General features: G+C 61.9%; 17 protein-coding genes. 12 read left to right on the forward strand and 5 right to left on the reverse strand.

Annotated elements, in window-relative coordinates; genetic code table 11:
• Positions 1-243: 243 nt before the first annotated feature.
• Entirely contained in the window at positions 244-1,053 is an 810-nt protein-coding gene (locus AC07E3_RS20255) for a VOC family protein (RefSeq protein WP_478364452.1), read from the reverse strand.
• A 221-nt stretch (positions 1,054-1,274) separates the two neighbouring features.
• On the opposite strand from AC07E3_RS20255, the gene AC07E3_RS20260 reads away from it, so the two are divergent.
• On the forward strand, positions 1,275-1,823 hold the full coding sequence (locus AC07E3_RS20260) for an RBBP9/YdeN family alpha/beta hydrolase (RefSeq protein ID WP_478364454.1): 549 nt from the start codon (positions 1,275-1,277) through the stop codon (positions 1,821-1,823).
• 166 nt (positions 1,824-1,989) lie between these two features.
• Here the strand turns inward: AC07E3_RS20260 and AC07E3_RS20265 are convergent, their stop codons facing one another.
• Together AC07E3_RS20265 and AC07E3_RS20270 are read right to left on the reverse strand one after the other, a co-directional pair.
• Positions 1,990-2,772, reverse strand: coding sequence for an HpcH/HpaI aldolase family protein (locus AC07E3_RS20265; protein WP_336065156.1), 783 nt, complete (start codon positions 2,770-2,772; stop codon positions 1,990-1,992).
• Between the two features lie 4 nt (positions 2,773-2,776).
• Positions 2,777-3,100, reverse strand: a complete 324-nt coding sequence (locus tag AC07E3_RS20270) for a DUF1476 domain-containing protein (RefSeq protein ID WP_336065158.1) — start codon at positions 3,098-3,100, stop codon at positions 2,777-2,779.
• A gap of 271 nt (positions 3,101-3,371) precedes the next feature.
• Here AC07E3_RS20270 and purC point away from each other — a divergent pair, with 271 nt between their 5' ends.
• The 6 genes from purC (at position 3,372) to AC07E3_RS20300 (ending at position 6,620) form a co-directional block, all read left to right on the forward strand.
• Positions 3,372-4,160, forward strand: coding sequence for a phosphoribosylaminoimidazolesuccinocarboxamide synthase (gene purC, locus AC07E3_RS20275; protein WP_336065160.1), 789 nt, complete (start codon positions 3,372-3,374; stop codon positions 4,158-4,160).
• Positions 4,161-4,190: 30 nt separating this feature from the next.
• Positions 4,191-4,433 carry a phosphoribosylformylglycinamidine synthase subunit PurS gene (gene purS / locus AC07E3_RS20280; RefSeq protein ID WP_478364456.1) on the forward strand — a complete coding sequence of 81 codons (243 nt, stop codon included), beginning with the start codon at positions 4,191-4,193 and terminating at the stop codon, positions 4,431-4,433.
• A gap of 21 nt (positions 4,434-4,454) precedes the next feature.
• Positions 4,455-4,730 (forward strand): hypothetical protein, encoded by a 276-nt coding sequence (locus tag AC07E3_RS20285; RefSeq protein ID WP_478364458.1) that lies wholly within the window; start codon positions 4,455-4,457, stop codon positions 4,728-4,730.
• Positions 4,727-5,395 (forward strand): phosphoribosylformylglycinamidine synthase subunit PurQ, encoded by a 669-nt coding sequence (gene purQ / locus AC07E3_RS20290; protein WP_478364460.1) that lies wholly within the window; start codon positions 4,727-4,729, stop codon positions 5,393-5,395. The genes AC07E3_RS20285 and purQ overlap by 4 nt, the downstream gene beginning before the upstream one ends.
• A 29-nt stretch (positions 5,396-5,424) precedes the next feature.
• Positions 5,425-5,835, forward strand: coding sequence for a hypothetical protein (locus AC07E3_RS20295; RefSeq protein ID WP_336065164.1), 411 nt, complete (start codon positions 5,425-5,427; stop codon positions 5,833-5,835).
• 116 nt (positions 5,836-5,951) lie between these two features.
• Positions 5,952-6,620 carry a Pr6Pr family membrane protein gene (locus AC07E3_RS20300; protein WP_478364462.1) on the forward strand — a complete coding sequence of 223 codons (669 nt, stop codon included), beginning with the start codon at positions 5,952-5,954 and terminating at the stop codon, positions 6,618-6,620.
• Positions 6,621-6,688: 68 nt separating this feature from the next.
• Here the strand turns inward: AC07E3_RS20300 and AC07E3_RS20305 are convergent, their stop codons facing one another.
• On the reverse strand, positions 6,689-6,916 hold the full coding sequence (locus tag AC07E3_RS20305) for a DUF1127 domain-containing protein (protein ID WP_478364464.1): 228 nt from the start codon (positions 6,914-6,916) through the stop codon (positions 6,689-6,691).
• 81 nt (positions 6,917-6,997) lie between these two features.
• Between AC07E3_RS20305 and AC07E3_RS20310 the strand changes: the two genes are divergently transcribed.
• From AC07E3_RS20310 to AC07E3_RS20330, 5 genes are all read left to right on the forward strand, one after another.
• Complete coding sequence (locus AC07E3_RS20310; RefSeq protein WP_478364466.1) at positions 6,998-8,410, forward strand: aminotransferase-like domain-containing protein; 1,413 nt, start codon at positions 6,998-7,000, stop codon at positions 8,408-8,410.
• A gap of 98 nt (positions 8,411-8,508) precedes the next feature.
• Positions 8,509-10,704 carry a phosphoribosylformylglycinamidine synthase subunit PurL gene (gene purL, locus AC07E3_RS20315; protein WP_478364468.1) on the forward strand — a complete coding sequence of 732 codons (2,196 nt, stop codon included), beginning with the start codon at positions 8,509-8,511 and terminating at the stop codon, positions 10,702-10,704.
• 120 nt (positions 10,705-10,824) lie between these two features.
• The gene (locus AC07E3_RS20320) at positions 10,825-11,058 is read left to right on the forward strand and encodes a BolA family protein (RefSeq protein WP_025031168.1); all 234 of its coding nucleotides are present in this window, start codon (positions 10,825-10,827) and stop codon (positions 11,056-11,058) included.
• A gap of 111 nt (positions 11,059-11,169) precedes the next feature.
• Positions 11,170-11,505, forward strand: a complete 336-nt coding sequence (grxD, locus tag AC07E3_RS20325; RefSeq protein WP_007009784.1) for a Grx4 family monothiol glutaredoxin — start codon at positions 11,170-11,172, stop codon at positions 11,503-11,505.
• Positions 11,506-11,776: 271 nt separating this feature from the next.
• Entirely contained in the window at positions 11,777-13,021 is a 1,245-nt protein-coding gene (locus AC07E3_RS20330; RefSeq protein ID WP_336065176.1) for a multidrug effflux MFS transporter, read from the forward strand.
• On the opposite strand, the gene ttcA is transcribed toward AC07E3_RS20330, so the two are convergent.
• Positions 13,005-13,799, reverse strand: coding sequence for a tRNA 2-thiocytidine(32) synthetase TtcA (ttcA, locus tag AC07E3_RS20335; RefSeq protein WP_478364489.1), 795 nt, complete (start codon positions 13,797-13,799; stop codon positions 13,005-13,007). The two genes, AC07E3_RS20330 and ttcA, sit on opposite strands and share 17 nt — an antisense overlap.
• Between the last annotated feature and the right edge of the window lie 80 nt (positions 13,800-13,879).

Raw genomic sequence — 13,879 nt, forward strand, 5'->3', positions numbered from 1 at the left:
GGCCTCCTTCTCCCCGCGAGCGGGGAGAAGGTCCCGGCAGGGGGATGAGGGGCCGACGCCGCGCATGAAAATTTTGCCGTATTGTGGGTTCGCAGAACTTCGCGCCCGCCCCTCATCCTCACCTTCTCCCCGCGAGCGGGGAGAAGGGGGCCTCGAAGTCGGCGTCTGAAGCAGTTCCGGGAAAAGCGGGAACCGGTTCTCCGCGTTTCAGCGAAAACGGAAATGCTCTAAAACCGTGCCGCGTCAGTTTGACGGTGCGACCCGCACGACCGTGCCCCACGGGTCGGCGAATTCCTTCTCCGCCGTCGCATTCCTGCTCTTCAGTTCAAGCCAGGAAAGACCCGTGCGGTTCGGGTTGCGTTTACCCGCCCCGGCGCTGCGCCAGCTGTTTGCCCCGATATGGTGGTGATAACCGCCCGTCGCCAGAAACACCGCCTGCGATCCATAGCGCGTCATCGTGTCGAAGCCCTGCGCCTCATGCCACCAGGCTTCCGCCGTCGCCGGGTCGCCAACGCGCAGATGCACATGGCCGATCACCGTGTTCTCCGGCGCGCCCTGCCAGCCCGCATCGCCATCGGGCACCGTGGACAACAGGCTGCCGAAATCGAGGCGCTCGGTCGCCATGGCGATCCCGTCCGCCGTTTTGGTCCAGCTTTCAGGCGCACGGTCGGCATAGATCTCGATGCCGTTTCCTTCCGGGTCGGACAGATAGACCGCCTCGCTGACCAGATGGTCGGACGCGCCCTCAAGCCGCATGTTGCGGTCGCGGGCAAAGAGCGACCAGCGCGCCAGATCGGCCCGCTCCGGAAGCAGGAACGCTGTGTGAAAGAGCCCGGCCTCACGCGGATCGTCCGGCTCGGCAGACCGGTCCTCGGCAATCTCCAGAAGGGTGCGGCCACCGACACCCAGCGCAATCGCGCCATTGTCGCCGTCCATCTCCTGAAGGCCCAGAATGTCTGAATAGAATGCCGCCAGTTTCTGCGCATCGCGCGCTTTCAGGCCGACACGACCAATACTGACCGGCGTGGTTGCGGCAAAAGGAAACCCACTCATCGCTTTATCTCCTGCGAAGCGGCAGCCGGCCTCTTTGGCGGGCGGCCTCATGTCCCCCTGAAACTGGCGTGCCATCCCCCTCTGCGCAAGCGTCCTCCCGGCGAACACGCTGTTCACCAAATAGAGCACAATTTTCAAAAATCGTTCGAAAAGCTTGCAATTCGCATCACAAACCGCACCAGCGCTTGCATGCCTCCGACACGATGGCTACATGGCCGGCCATGAAAGCTTCAGACGCCGACATCCTCATCATCCCCGGCTACACAAATTCCGGGCCGGACCACTGGCAGACACGCTGGCAATCTCGCCTGTCCACCGCGCGGCGTGTCGAACAGGAAGCCTGGTCCAAGCCTGTGCGGGAGGATTGGGTCGCCAATGTCGCAAAGGCCGTCAACGAAGCGGAAAAGCCGGTCGTTCTGGTCGCCCATTCGCTGGGCGTCGCCACCGCGGTGCAGGCCATACCTGAGTTCAGGAACCCCGTGGCGGGCGCATTCTTCGTTGCCCCGCCCGACGTTGCCAACAGCAGGGTCAGGCCGAAACATCTGATGACATTCGGCCCCTACCCGCGCGATCCGCTGCCGTTTCCGTCGATCACAATCGCCAGCCGCAACGACCATTTCTGCGCCTTTGACGTCGCGGAAGACATTGCCGCCGCCTGGGGCTCGCTGTTTCTGGATGCGGGCGAATCCGGCCACATCAATGCCGAATCGGGCTTCGGCCCCTGGCCCGAAGGTTCCATGACCTTCGCCAAGTTCATCCAGCAGCTCTGATTTCTCTTAGGGTCAGGACCTGTTAATATGGCCGCAATGGTCGGCCTGATTTGTGCGGATACGCGAAGCAAAACCGCAGGAAGACTTCACGTCTTTCAAGGTCTTGCGACAAAGTAGGCCGTGCAAATCAGGCCGACCATTGCGGCCATATTAACAGGTCCTGACCCTAACTCTGGATGGATTCCCGCGCTGCCTGCAGCATGGCCGGTGCGCCCTGCGCCATATAGGCTGCTTCCGACCCCATGGCGAACAGCCTGTACCCCATCGCATAAAAGCGCCCGACCAGCCGTGGATCGACCACGTAGATCGCCGCATGTTTGCCGATCGCCCGCGCCTTTTCCGCAATCGTCGCAATCGCCGGCATCATGTCTTCGAGAGCCGGATCGACCGTCCTGCCGTTCGACCAGGCGATGGAGAAGTCCGACGGACCGACCAGCACACCGTCGATGCCTTCCACTTCGAGAATGTCGTCAAGTGCCGTGAGCGCCTGCCGTGTCTCGATCATGGCGAAGGCGACCGTGCCGGCATTGGCTGTCTCGAGCCAGGTCTGCCCGTCAGTCGTTCCCGCGCGCGGCATGGCGAAGCTCGGCCCCCAGGATCGCAGCCCGACGGGCGGATATTTCATCGCGGCCGCGAAGGCGCGGGCATCCTCCAGCGAGTTCACCATCGGGGCGATCACGGCTTCCGCGCCCATGTCGAGCGCCCGGCTTGCCATGTCGAAACGCCCGACAGGAATACGCACCAGCGGGTGCCTGCCGTTCAGACGGATGCCGCCAATACCGCGCAGGACGCTGTCTTCGTGATGCCCGCCATGCTGCATGTCGAGCGTGACGGCGCCGAAATCCAGTCCGGCAACGAGCTCGACTGTCTGCGAATCGGGGATGGAAGACCAGGCGGAGAAGACGCTCTCCCCCGCTTTGAGACGTGCGGCCAGCGACGGGATCGGCAAGGACCTACTCGCCGTTCTTGATCTGCTCGAGCGCGGTGGCGAGCAGTTCATCCATGGTGCGGCGGATCTGGTGATCCGACTGCTGGATACCGGCTGCATCGAAATCCTTGCGCACCTTGCGGAACACGTCCTCGTCGCCGGCTTCCTCGAAATCCGAGTTCATCACTTCACGGGCATAGGCGTCAGCATCGTCACCGGTCTTGCCGAGCTTCTCAGCGGCCCACAGGCCCAGAAGCCTGTTTCGGCGTGCCATGGCCTTGAATTTCTGGGTCTCGTCGTGAACGAACTTGTTCTCAAACGCGTCTTCACGGTCTTTCATGTTGGCCATCTAGCAAATCCTCCGGCTCGGGCATCGCCTGGCGATGCGGAAACAACTGTTTGGCAAGCAAAAACCAGAAGCCCCGCTCCGGGTCAATACGCTCGTTTGGCGCATCCGCGCTTTGCCGGCAGGGCACAAACACGTTGGCGATAACAAATGGCAATTGTGGTATGAGTGGGTTTGCGCTAGAGACCGCGTGAAACGATCCATCCATGAAACTGCCGCATTGCGGAACTTCCGCGCGAAGTTTCCCTGTCTAGGCAACGGACCAGGAAAAGCCATGAACCGTCGTCGCCGCATTTATGAGGGCAAGGCCAAGATTCTTTATGAAGGCCCCGAGCCCGGCACCTTGATCCAGTTCTTCAAGGACGACGCCACAGCCTTCAACAAGAAGAAGCACGAGATTGTCGATGGCAAGGGCGTGCTCAACAACCGGATCTCGGAATACATTTTCGAGCATCTGAACCGAATCGGCATCCCGACCCACTTCATTCGCCGCCTCAACATGCGTGAGCAGCTGATCAAGGAAGTGGAGATCATTCCACTCGAGATCGTCGTGCGCAATGTTGCGGCCGGCTCGCTCGCCAAGCGGCTGGGCATCGAGGAAGGCACCGTACTGCCCCGCTCGATCATCGAGTTCTACTACAAGGCCGATGCGCTGGACGACCCGATGGTCTCCGAAGAGCACATTACCGCCTTCGGCTGGGCCAGCCCCCAGGAGATCGACGACATGATGGCGCTCGCCATCCGCGTCAACGACTTCCTGACCGGCCTCTTCCTTGGCGTCGGCATCCAGCTCGTCGACTTCAAGATGGAGTGCGGCCGGCTGTGGGAAAACGAAATGATGCGCGTCATCGTGGCCGACGAGATCTCTCCCGATTCGTGTCGCCTGTGGGACACGACCACGCAGGACAAGATGGACAAGGACCGTTTTCGCCGCGACATGGGCGGACTGGTCGAGGCCTATCAGGAGGTCGCGCGCCGTCTCGGCATCATGAACGAGAACGAACCGCCGCGCGGAGGCGGTCCCGTCCTCGTTTCCTCAAAGGACAACAAGACGCGCCACTAGGATGCGTCCGGGAAATCAGGGAGCACTAACGTGATCAAGGCCCGCGTCACCGTGACGTTGAAGAACGGCGTTCTGGACCCACAGGGAAAAGCCATCGAGGGCGCGCTCGATGGGCTCGGCTTTTCCGGTGTCGGCTCCGTGCGCCAGGGCAAGGTTTTCGACCTGGAGATTGAAGGCGCGGACAAGGCCAAGGCCGAGAGCGACCTCAATGCCATGTGCGAAAAGCTTCTGGCGAACACCGTGATTGAGGACTACACTGTCTCCGTTACCTAAGGTTGCATAGGGAGACACACCATGGCGGAGGCGACGAACGAGTTCATGTACGAACTGCTCAAGAAGATGCAGGAGCGGTTTGACAAGATCGATTTCGCCTTGAGCGACATAAAGGCCGAGGTGAACAATCTGAGGGGCAGCATGGTCGCAATGCATGGCGACATCCATAATATCTATGGCACGCTCGCGCGTCAGGATCAGCGCCTCGACCGCATAGAACGCCGCCTCGAACTCCGTGAAATGGCCGAAGGCCCGCAAAAACCCTACGATCCCAGCCCAAGCGATCAGACCCTATGAAATCAGCCATTATCCAGCTTCCCGGCCTCAATCGCGACCGCGACATGATCGCCGCGCTCACCCGGATTTCCGGCAAGGCGCCGGTGACGGTCTGGCAGACGGAGACCGAACTGCCCGATGTCGACCTCGTGGTCATTCCCGGCGGCTTCTCCTATGGCGACTACCTGCGCTGCGGCGCCATCGCCGCACGGATGCCGGTCATGCAGGCCGTGGCCGAGAAGGCCCACCAGGGCGTGCTCATCATGGGTGTGTGCAACGGCTTTCAGGTTCTCGTCGAAATGGGGCTCCTGCCCGGTGCGCTGATGCGCAACGCCTCGCTGAAATTCGTGTGCCGCGAGGTGAAGCTTGAAGTCACCAACGCCAACACCGCCTTCACGCGCGGCTATCAGCCCGGTCAGATTATCCGTTGCCCGGTCGCCCATCATGACGGAAACTATTTTGCGGACGCCGAGACGCTGAAGCGCATCGAGGGCGAAGGTCAGGTCGCCTTCCGGTATGCCGAAGGCACAAACCCCAACGGCTCGGTGAACGACATTGCCGGCATCGTCAGCGACAGCGGCAATGTGCTTGGCATGATGCCGCACCCCGAAAACCTGATCGAGGCCGCCCATGGTGGCGATGACGGCCGCGCGCTGTTTGCCGGCGTGCTTGGGAAGGCCGCCTGATGGGGCGCGCCGGTCATACCGGTTCAAACGTGAAATACCTTCTTCGCTGCGGCGCCGGCGCAGCGCTGATATCAGGTCTGTTTCTGCTCTCCGCCTGCCAGACGGAACCGATGGGCGGCGTTCTCAACCTTCAGGTCGAGGCTCCGAGCCCCGTCGCGGCCCTTCAGAAAATCAACAGCAATGGCGCGAAATGCTGGATGCGCTCGGGTGACCGGCGTTTCCGCGATCTCCACATGATCCCCGAGCTCGATACGCGCGTCGGGCGCCCGCGGCTTCTGATCATGCGCAGCAAGAAGCAGCAGGGCCTGCCGCTCCTCGTCATCGAAGCCTCCGGCTCACCAACGACAATATCGACCTATGGTCCGCTGGCTTCGACGCACGCCGGGGCACAGATCAACGCCGACATCATGCGCTGGTCCGGCGGCGAGGCGAACTGCTGAAGCAGAACACGGGCGGAAATGGCGTATATTGCGATTTCAATCGCTTTAAGCCTAAACTTTAAATTTAGATTCTCGAACTATTGCAAGCGCTCGGAACATTTCCCGGGGGAAACCGCATGGCAAAAATCCTGAATGTCGCCGGCCTTGTCGTCGGACTGTCCGCCCTTGTCGTGCAGTTTGCCCTGACGATACCTGCTTCCATGGAAGCAGGACGCAGCCTTGCCGGTTCCGTCATCCACTATTTTTCGTATTTCACGATCCTGACGAACATTCTGGTGGTTCTCGTCCATCTGGCCGCGCTATCGGGCGCGCCGCGCTTCTTCGGACGGGCCTGGGTGCGTGCCGGCGTCGCCGTATCGATCCTTCTGGTGACCATCGTCTACTGGCAGCTTTTGTCTGCGCTCTGGCAGCCGAAGGGCCTGTTCCTCCTCTGCGATATCGCGCTTCATTACATCGCACCGGTGATTTACCTGGTCTGGTGGCTCACGGCCGGCACGGATGGCAGCCTTTCCTGGCGCCACCTGCCGCTGTGGCTCGCCTATCCGCTGATCTATGTTGCCTATGTTCAGGTCCGCGCACCGATTGCGGGCGAGGTTCCCTATTATTTTCTGGACGCCCGCCTGAACGGGTGGCCGAGCGTTCTCGTCTATCTCGCCGCCATGTTGCTGACCTTTGCATTCCTCGGCCGCCTCGCCATGCTGGCAGACCGCATCATTGCCGGCGGAAAGCCCGCCCGAAAGGGCGATGCCATCGCGCCCAATCAGAACAGCGTGGTGAAGCCCTGAGGCGGTCTTAGCGCCCGGAATTGCACTGAAGCAGAGATTTTGATCCGCTCATCGTTTCCCACAAACGGCTAATCCCAGAACGGGCGAAGCCCTTCCCGGCGCGCCTCGTCGCGCGAGATGCCGACATCGCGCAATTGCTCGTCCGTGAGCTGAAGCAGCGCCAGCCTGCTGCGTCGCTTGCCGAGCCAGATCTCCACCCGTCTCAGAACAGACCGCAGGGTAAAGCCGGAAGCTCTACGCCCCAATGGCGGCGCAGACGGCTTGCACCCGTCGTTAATTGTCTTGATTGCACCCATTGCAACACTCCTTTTTCCTGAATGGAGCGATTGAACCTATGCATTGACTCAAAAATCGGCGCAATATAGATAATTGTCACCATGACAAATTGGCTTCCGAACCTTCAGCGGGGCGCTGGCCCCCTCTATGTGCGCCTCGCCGACCAGATCGAGCGAGACATCGAGAACGGCACGCTCCCGCCCGGCACAAAGCTCCCACCGCAGCGCAACCTCGCCTATGATGTCGGCGTCACGATCGGCACCGTCAGCCGCGCCTATGCGCTTGTGCGCCAGCGCGGTCTTGTGTCGGGCGAGGTCGGCCGCGGCACCTATGTGCTCGAGCGCATCCGTTCTTCCCGGTCCGCCGGGGCGAACGGCGAGCCTTTCGGCGGCACACGCGCCTCGGTGCCGGAGCCCGGCAAGACCCGCATGGATTCCACCGCAGCGCCCAATGTCGGCCAGGCCGACGCCCTGACACGGATCACCGAGAGGATCGCCCGCGATCACCCGGCCGACATTGCAAGCTATACGCGCTCCCTGCCCGCGCGCTGGCTCGATGCCGGCAGCCAGTGGCTGGCACGCGGCGACTGGACCCCGCATCCCGACAGCGTCGTTCCCACGCTTGGCGGCCATGCCGGCATTCTGGCAACCATCGCCGCCATGACCGTGCCGGGTGACCGTATCGCCTTCGAGGAATTCACCTATTCGCACATTGCCCGCAGCGCCACGGTGATCGGCCGCCGCCTGCTTTCGGTCGCCATAGACGAGGAGGGCATGGTGCCGGAGGATTTTGAACGGGTCTGCGCCCAGCAGCATCCCCGAATGGTGTTTCTGGTCCCCTCGCTCCACAATCCGACGCTCGCCACCATGCCGGAGGCACGCCGGCGCGCCATTGTCGAGATCGCCAGAGTGCACAATGTCTGGCTGATCGAGGACAACATCTACGGCGCCCTCCTCGACAGCACCCCGCCACTCTTCGCCACGCTGGCGCCCGAGCGCACCTTCCATGTGGGCAGCCTGTCCAAATCCGTAGCGGCCGGCGTTCGCGGCGGCTGGGTCGCCACACCCCCGCCCTATGCCTCGCGTGTGCTCACCGCCCACAAGATGATCACGGGCGGCATCCCCTTCCTGCTCGCCGAGCTCGCTGCCCAGCTTGTGCTGTCGGGGGAAGCCTTCGACATTCACGACCGTGTGCGTGCGGAGATCGGCGCGCGTCAGGCGATCGCCGCATCCCTCTTCGCCGGCAGGGATTTCACGTCTCATCCCAACGCGCCGTTCCTGTGGCTGAAACTGCCTGAACCCTGGCTATCGAGCACGTTTAAGCAGGCGGCCATGGAAGAAGGTGTGCTGATCGACGATGAGGACGAGTTCAAGGTGGGCCGTGCCGGCGCCACGCTCCACCGCGCCCGCATCGCCTTCACCGTGCCCGAGAGCCACGACAGCGTGACGCGCGGACTGACGACGCTCAGGAGCCTTCTCGACAACCCGATCAGCGGATTTGACAATTACGGTTGATGAAAACCGGCATTGGGAAGTGGATTATCGGGCCGCAATACTGTAACGCAGCCTCGAGACAACCGTTGCAACCCCTTCGCAGGGACCATGCCGACCACATGACCATTCCCAATCGCATCCCCATCACCGAAGACCTCATCGCCGCGCACGGCCTCAAGCCCGACGAGTATCAGCGCATCCTCGACCTGATCGGCCGTGAGCCGAGCTTCACGGAGCTTGGCATTTTCTCGGCCATGTGGAACGAGCACTGTTCCTACAAGAGCTCGAAGAAATGGCTGCGCACACTTCCCACAAAGGGGCCGCAGGTCATTCAGGGACCGGGCGAGAACGCCGGCGTGGTCGACATCGGAGACGGGCAGTGCGTGGTCTTCAAGATGGAGAGCCACAACCACCCCTCCTATATCGAGCCCTATCAGGGCGCGGCCACCGGCGTCGGCGGCATTCTGCGCGACGTGTTCACCATGGGTGCGCGCCCCGTTGCGGCCATGAACGCGCTGCGCTTCGGCGCACCCGACCACCCGAAGACAAAGCATCTTGTGGCCGGTGTCGTTTCCGGCATTGGCGGCTACGGCAATTCGTTTGGCGTTCCCACGGTCGGTGGCGAGGTCAATTTCGACGCCCGCTACAATGGCAACATTCTGGTCAATGCCTTTGCAGCCGGCATCGCCGAGACCAACGCCATCTTCTATTCCAAGGCCGAAGGCGTCGGCCTGCCCGTCGTCTATCTGGGCGCCAAGACCGGCCGCGACGGCGTCGGCGGCGCGACCATGGCGTCGGCCGAGTTCGACGAGGGCATTGATGAAAAGCGCCCCACCGTTCAGGTCGGCGATCCGTTCACCGAAAAATGCCTGCTCGAAGCCTGCCTCGAACTGATGGCCACCGGCGCCGTCATCGCCATTCAGGACATGGGCGCTGCCGGCCTCACCTGTTCGGCCGTTGAAATGGGCGCAAAGGGCGATCTCGGCATCGAGCTCGATCTCGACAGGGTCCCCGTGCGCGAAGAGCGCATGAGCGCCTATGAGATGATGCTGTCGGAAAGCCAGGAGCGCATGCTCATGGTGCTGCGGCCTGAAAAGCGCGACGAGGCCGAGGCCATCTTCCGCAAATGGGGGCTCGATTTCGCCATTGTCGGCAAAACCACCGACGATCTGCGCTTCCGCATCCTGCATCAGGGCGAGGAAGTGGCAAATCTTCCCATCAAGGAGCTCGGTGACGAGGCCCCCGAATATGACCGCCCGTGGGTCGAGCCGAAGCCCAGGGCGCCGCTCACGGGCCCCGTGCCCGAAGCTGACATCGCAGAAAGCCTTCTGAAGCTTCTCAATTCGCCCGATCTCTCCTCCCGCCGCTGGGTCTGGGAGCAGTATGACACACTCATTCAGGGCAATTCTGTGCACCTTCCAGGAGGTGACGCCGGCGTGGTGCGCGTCGATGGACAGGACAAGAAGGCGCTCGCCTTCTCCTCCGACGTCACGCCGCGCTATTGCGAGGCCGATCCCTATGAAGGCGGCAAGCAGGCCGTGGCCGAATGCTGGCGCAACATCACCGCAACCGGCGCCGAGCCGCTGGCGGCCACCGACAATCTCAATTTCGGCAATCCGGAGAAGCCCGAAATCATGGGCCAGCTCGTCCACGCCATCAAGGGCATCGGCGAGGCCTGCACCGCGCTCGGTTTCCCCATCGTGTCGGGCAATGTGTCCCTCTACAACGAGACGCTTGGCGAGGCGATCCCGCCCACGCCCACCATTGCCGGCGTCGGCCTGATCCCCGACTGGCAGCAGGCATCCCGCGCCGCCTTTGCCGCTGCGGGTGAATCCATTGTCCTGATCGGCGCACCGGAAGGCTGGGGCACGCATCTCGGGCAGTCCGTCTATCTGCGCGACATTCATGGCCGCGCCGAGGGCCCGCCCCCGCCGGTCGATCTCGCCCATGAGAAGCGCGCCGGCGACATGGTGCGCGACCTGATCCGTTCAGGTGCATTGACCGCCACCCACGACTGCTCGGATGGCGGTCTTGCCGTCGCGCTTGCGGAAATGGCGATTGCCTCTGGCATCGGCGCCACCATCGACGCCCCCGAAGACGCCATCCCGGCCTTCTTCGGTGAGGATCAGGGGCGTTATGTCGTGACCACGGCAAATGCCGATGCCGTTCTTTCAAAAGCCGAAGCAGCCGGCATATCCGCCGTCGTGATCGGCGCAACCGGCGGTGATGTGCTCGCACTGGGCGGATCGACGCCTGTCGCGGTCACGGCCCTGAAAGAGGCACACGAAGCGTGGTTCCCGAACTTCATGGACTGACCCGGCATCTTCCCCGGCTCCCACAGAATGGAGACGGGGCGCTTTGCGCCACCAATTGACCTTGCCCCCCGGAATCGCCATATCTCAGGGGAACGGACTGATTTGGAGAATCGCCACCCCATGGCTATGAACGCTGCCGATATTGAACGCCTCATCAAGGAAGGTATCCCCGACGCCCAGGTCACGATCCGCGACCTGGCCGGTGACGGGGACCATTATGCGGCGGAGGTCGTGGCGGAAAGCTTCCGGGGCAAGTCCCGCGTTCAGCAGCACCAGATGGTCTACAATGCCCTGAAGGGCAATATGGGCGGAGCGCTCCATGCACTCGCCCTTCAGACCAGCGCTCCGGATTGAGTGGACCCAAAAGTTTTTATCGGGTGGCGTTGCACCTCAATGGATGGTGCAATACATAACGATTAACGAGAGAAACGCCGGGCCTTTACCCCGGTCAGATGAGGATTTGCGATGACCGGCATCAACGAATTCATCGATAACGAAGTCAAAAGCAGCGACGTTGTTCTTTTCATGAAGGGCACGCCCGGTTTTCCGCAGTGTGGCTTCTCCGGGCAGGTGGTCCAGATTCTCGACTATCTCAATGTCGAATATAAAGGCGTCAACGTTCTGACCTCGGACGAACTGCGCCAGGGCATCAAGGATTACTCCAACTGGCCCACCATCCCGCAGCTCTACGTAAAGGGCGAGTTCGTGGGCGGATGCGACATCATCCGGGAAATGTTCCAGGCCGGCGAACTGCAGGCCTTCCTCAATGAAAAGGGCGTGGCTGCCAAAGGCGCCGCCTGATTTAACGCCGGAATAGCGCCCGCCCGCCGGGCGCCTCCTTTATTAAAGATGCGTTGGCACCCGCCAGCGCATTTTTTCGCGTCGGTGACATGTTTCGAACATCTCTGCCGGCGTTCGTTGCGGTTCAGGGCTGGATTTCCGCCGCCTGTAGCACTTCCAGGAGAAGTGAAATCGCTCTTGTGAGGCTGACGCCTTGCACCTGCCGTGCCGCCGTGGAACTGCGTCGGCACCGGCGTTTGTTGCGCATGCCTGATGTTCGTTGGAGAGAGATATGGACAAGCCTGTTTCGGATGAAGCCTTACAACCGCAGAAAACGCTGGGTCGTGCGGAATTCATCGCGCTTGCGGCCGCGCTCATGTCGCTCAACGCGCTTGCCATCGACATCATGCTGCCGGCATTGCAGCAGATTGGCGCTGAACTCGGCGTGGATGACGAGAACGCGCGGCAGTACATCGTCACCGCCTATCTGGCCGGCCTTGGGGGCGGGCAGCTCATCTTCGGCCCGATTTCAGACCGTTTCGGCCGCCGCGCACCGCTTTTCGTCGGTCTCGCACTCTATGTTTCCGCCGCACTGATCGCAGCCATATCTCCCAGTTTTGCCGTCATTCTGGCACTGCGCTTCCTGCAGGGAATCGGCGCGGCGACGACGCGGGTCATTGCCGTTTCGGCGATCCGCGACGTTTTTGGCGGCCGCCAGATGGCCGAGGTTCTTTCCATGGTCATGATGGTCTTTATGGTCATACCGGTCATCGCCCCCAGCATCGGCCAGCTCATCATGATCTTCGGCGACTGGTCGGAAATCTTCATTGCCATGGCGGTGCTCGCCATCGTCTTCGGCACCTGGGCCGCGATCCGCCTGCCCGAAACCCTCGCACCTGAAAACCGGCGAGAGCTGACCTTTTCCTCGGTGACGCGGGGGTTCGGCTATGTGCTCACGAACCGTGTCGCGCTCTGCTATACGCTGGCAACCACCAGCATTTTCGGTTCGCTGTTCGGCTTCATCAGCTCCGCGCAGCAGATCTACACCGACACGTTCGATCTGGCGGACTGGTTTCCGATCCTCTTCGCCATCGGTGCCGGCCTGATGGCGATCTCCTCATTCACCAATTCGCGCCTGGTCGGCCGTATCGGCATGCGCCGTCTCTCCCACACGGCCCTTGTGGGCTTCACCGCAGTCAGCCTGCTCTGGCTGGTTCTGGCCTCTATCGGCTACATGCCATTTGCCCTGTTTTTCGTGCTGTTCTCGGTCGCCATGTTCCAGTTCGGCTGGGTCGGCGCAAACTTCAACTCCATCGCCATGGAGCCGCTTGGCCATGTGGCGGGCACGGCGGCAGCCACGCAGGGCTTTCTCACCACGCTGGGCGGCGGGCTTATCGGCGCCTTTGTCGGTCAGATGTTCGATGGTTCAACGGTCCCGCTGGCCGCCGGTTATTTCATCACCGGTTCAATCGCCATCGTTCTCGTCCTGATCGGCGAACGCGGACGCATGTTCCACGCCGTCAATCCGCCCGTGTGAGGCCCGCGAAATCGAAAAGCCTGCGGTCGAGAAGATGAGACGGGCGCGCATTTGTCAGCGCCCGGATCATCGTGTCCTTGCGGCCAGGCATACGGGTTTCGATGTCCGTCAGCATCGCCTTCATGGCATTGCGCTGCAGGCCATCCTGACTGCCACAGAGATCGCAGGGAATGATCGGGAACTTCATCGCCTCGGCGAACTTCGCCAGGTCCGACTCCGCGCAATAGCTGAGCGGGCGCAGCACCATCACGTCCCCCTCGTCGTTCAGAAGCTTGGGCGGCATCGCCGCAAGCCGCCCGCCGTGAAACAGGTTCATGAAGAAGGTTTCGAGAATGTCCTCGCGGTGATGCCCCAGCACCAGTGAAGAGCACCCCTCCTCCCGCGCGATGCGGTAGAGATGTCCGCGTCTTAAGCGTGAGCAGAGTGAGCAGTAAGTGCTCGATTCGGGCAGTTTCTCCGTCACCACTGAATAGGTATCCTGATACTCGATGCGGTGCGCAACGCCGATACTGTCGAGATAGTCAGGCAGAATGTGCTTTGGAAAATTCGGCTGCCCCTGATCCAGATTGCAGGCCAGAATTTCCACCGGCAGAAGCCCACGCCACTGAAGCTCCATAAGCACCGCCAGGAGCCCGTAGGAATCCTTGCCGCCGGAAAGCGCAACCAGCCAGCGCTCGCCGGGCTTCACCATGGCAAAGTCCTCGATTGCCTGCCGCGCCTGGCGCAGAAGGCGCTTGCGCAGTTTGTTGAACTCGACCGAGGAAGGCATCCCCTTCATAAAGGGGGGCGTGTCTTCTGCAGCGTCCGCTCCCGCTTCCGCGGCATCGATCGGTTCTTTCGGTTGCGCCAAGGTGCTAT

The organism is Nitratireductor lacus (assembly GCF_056431025.1).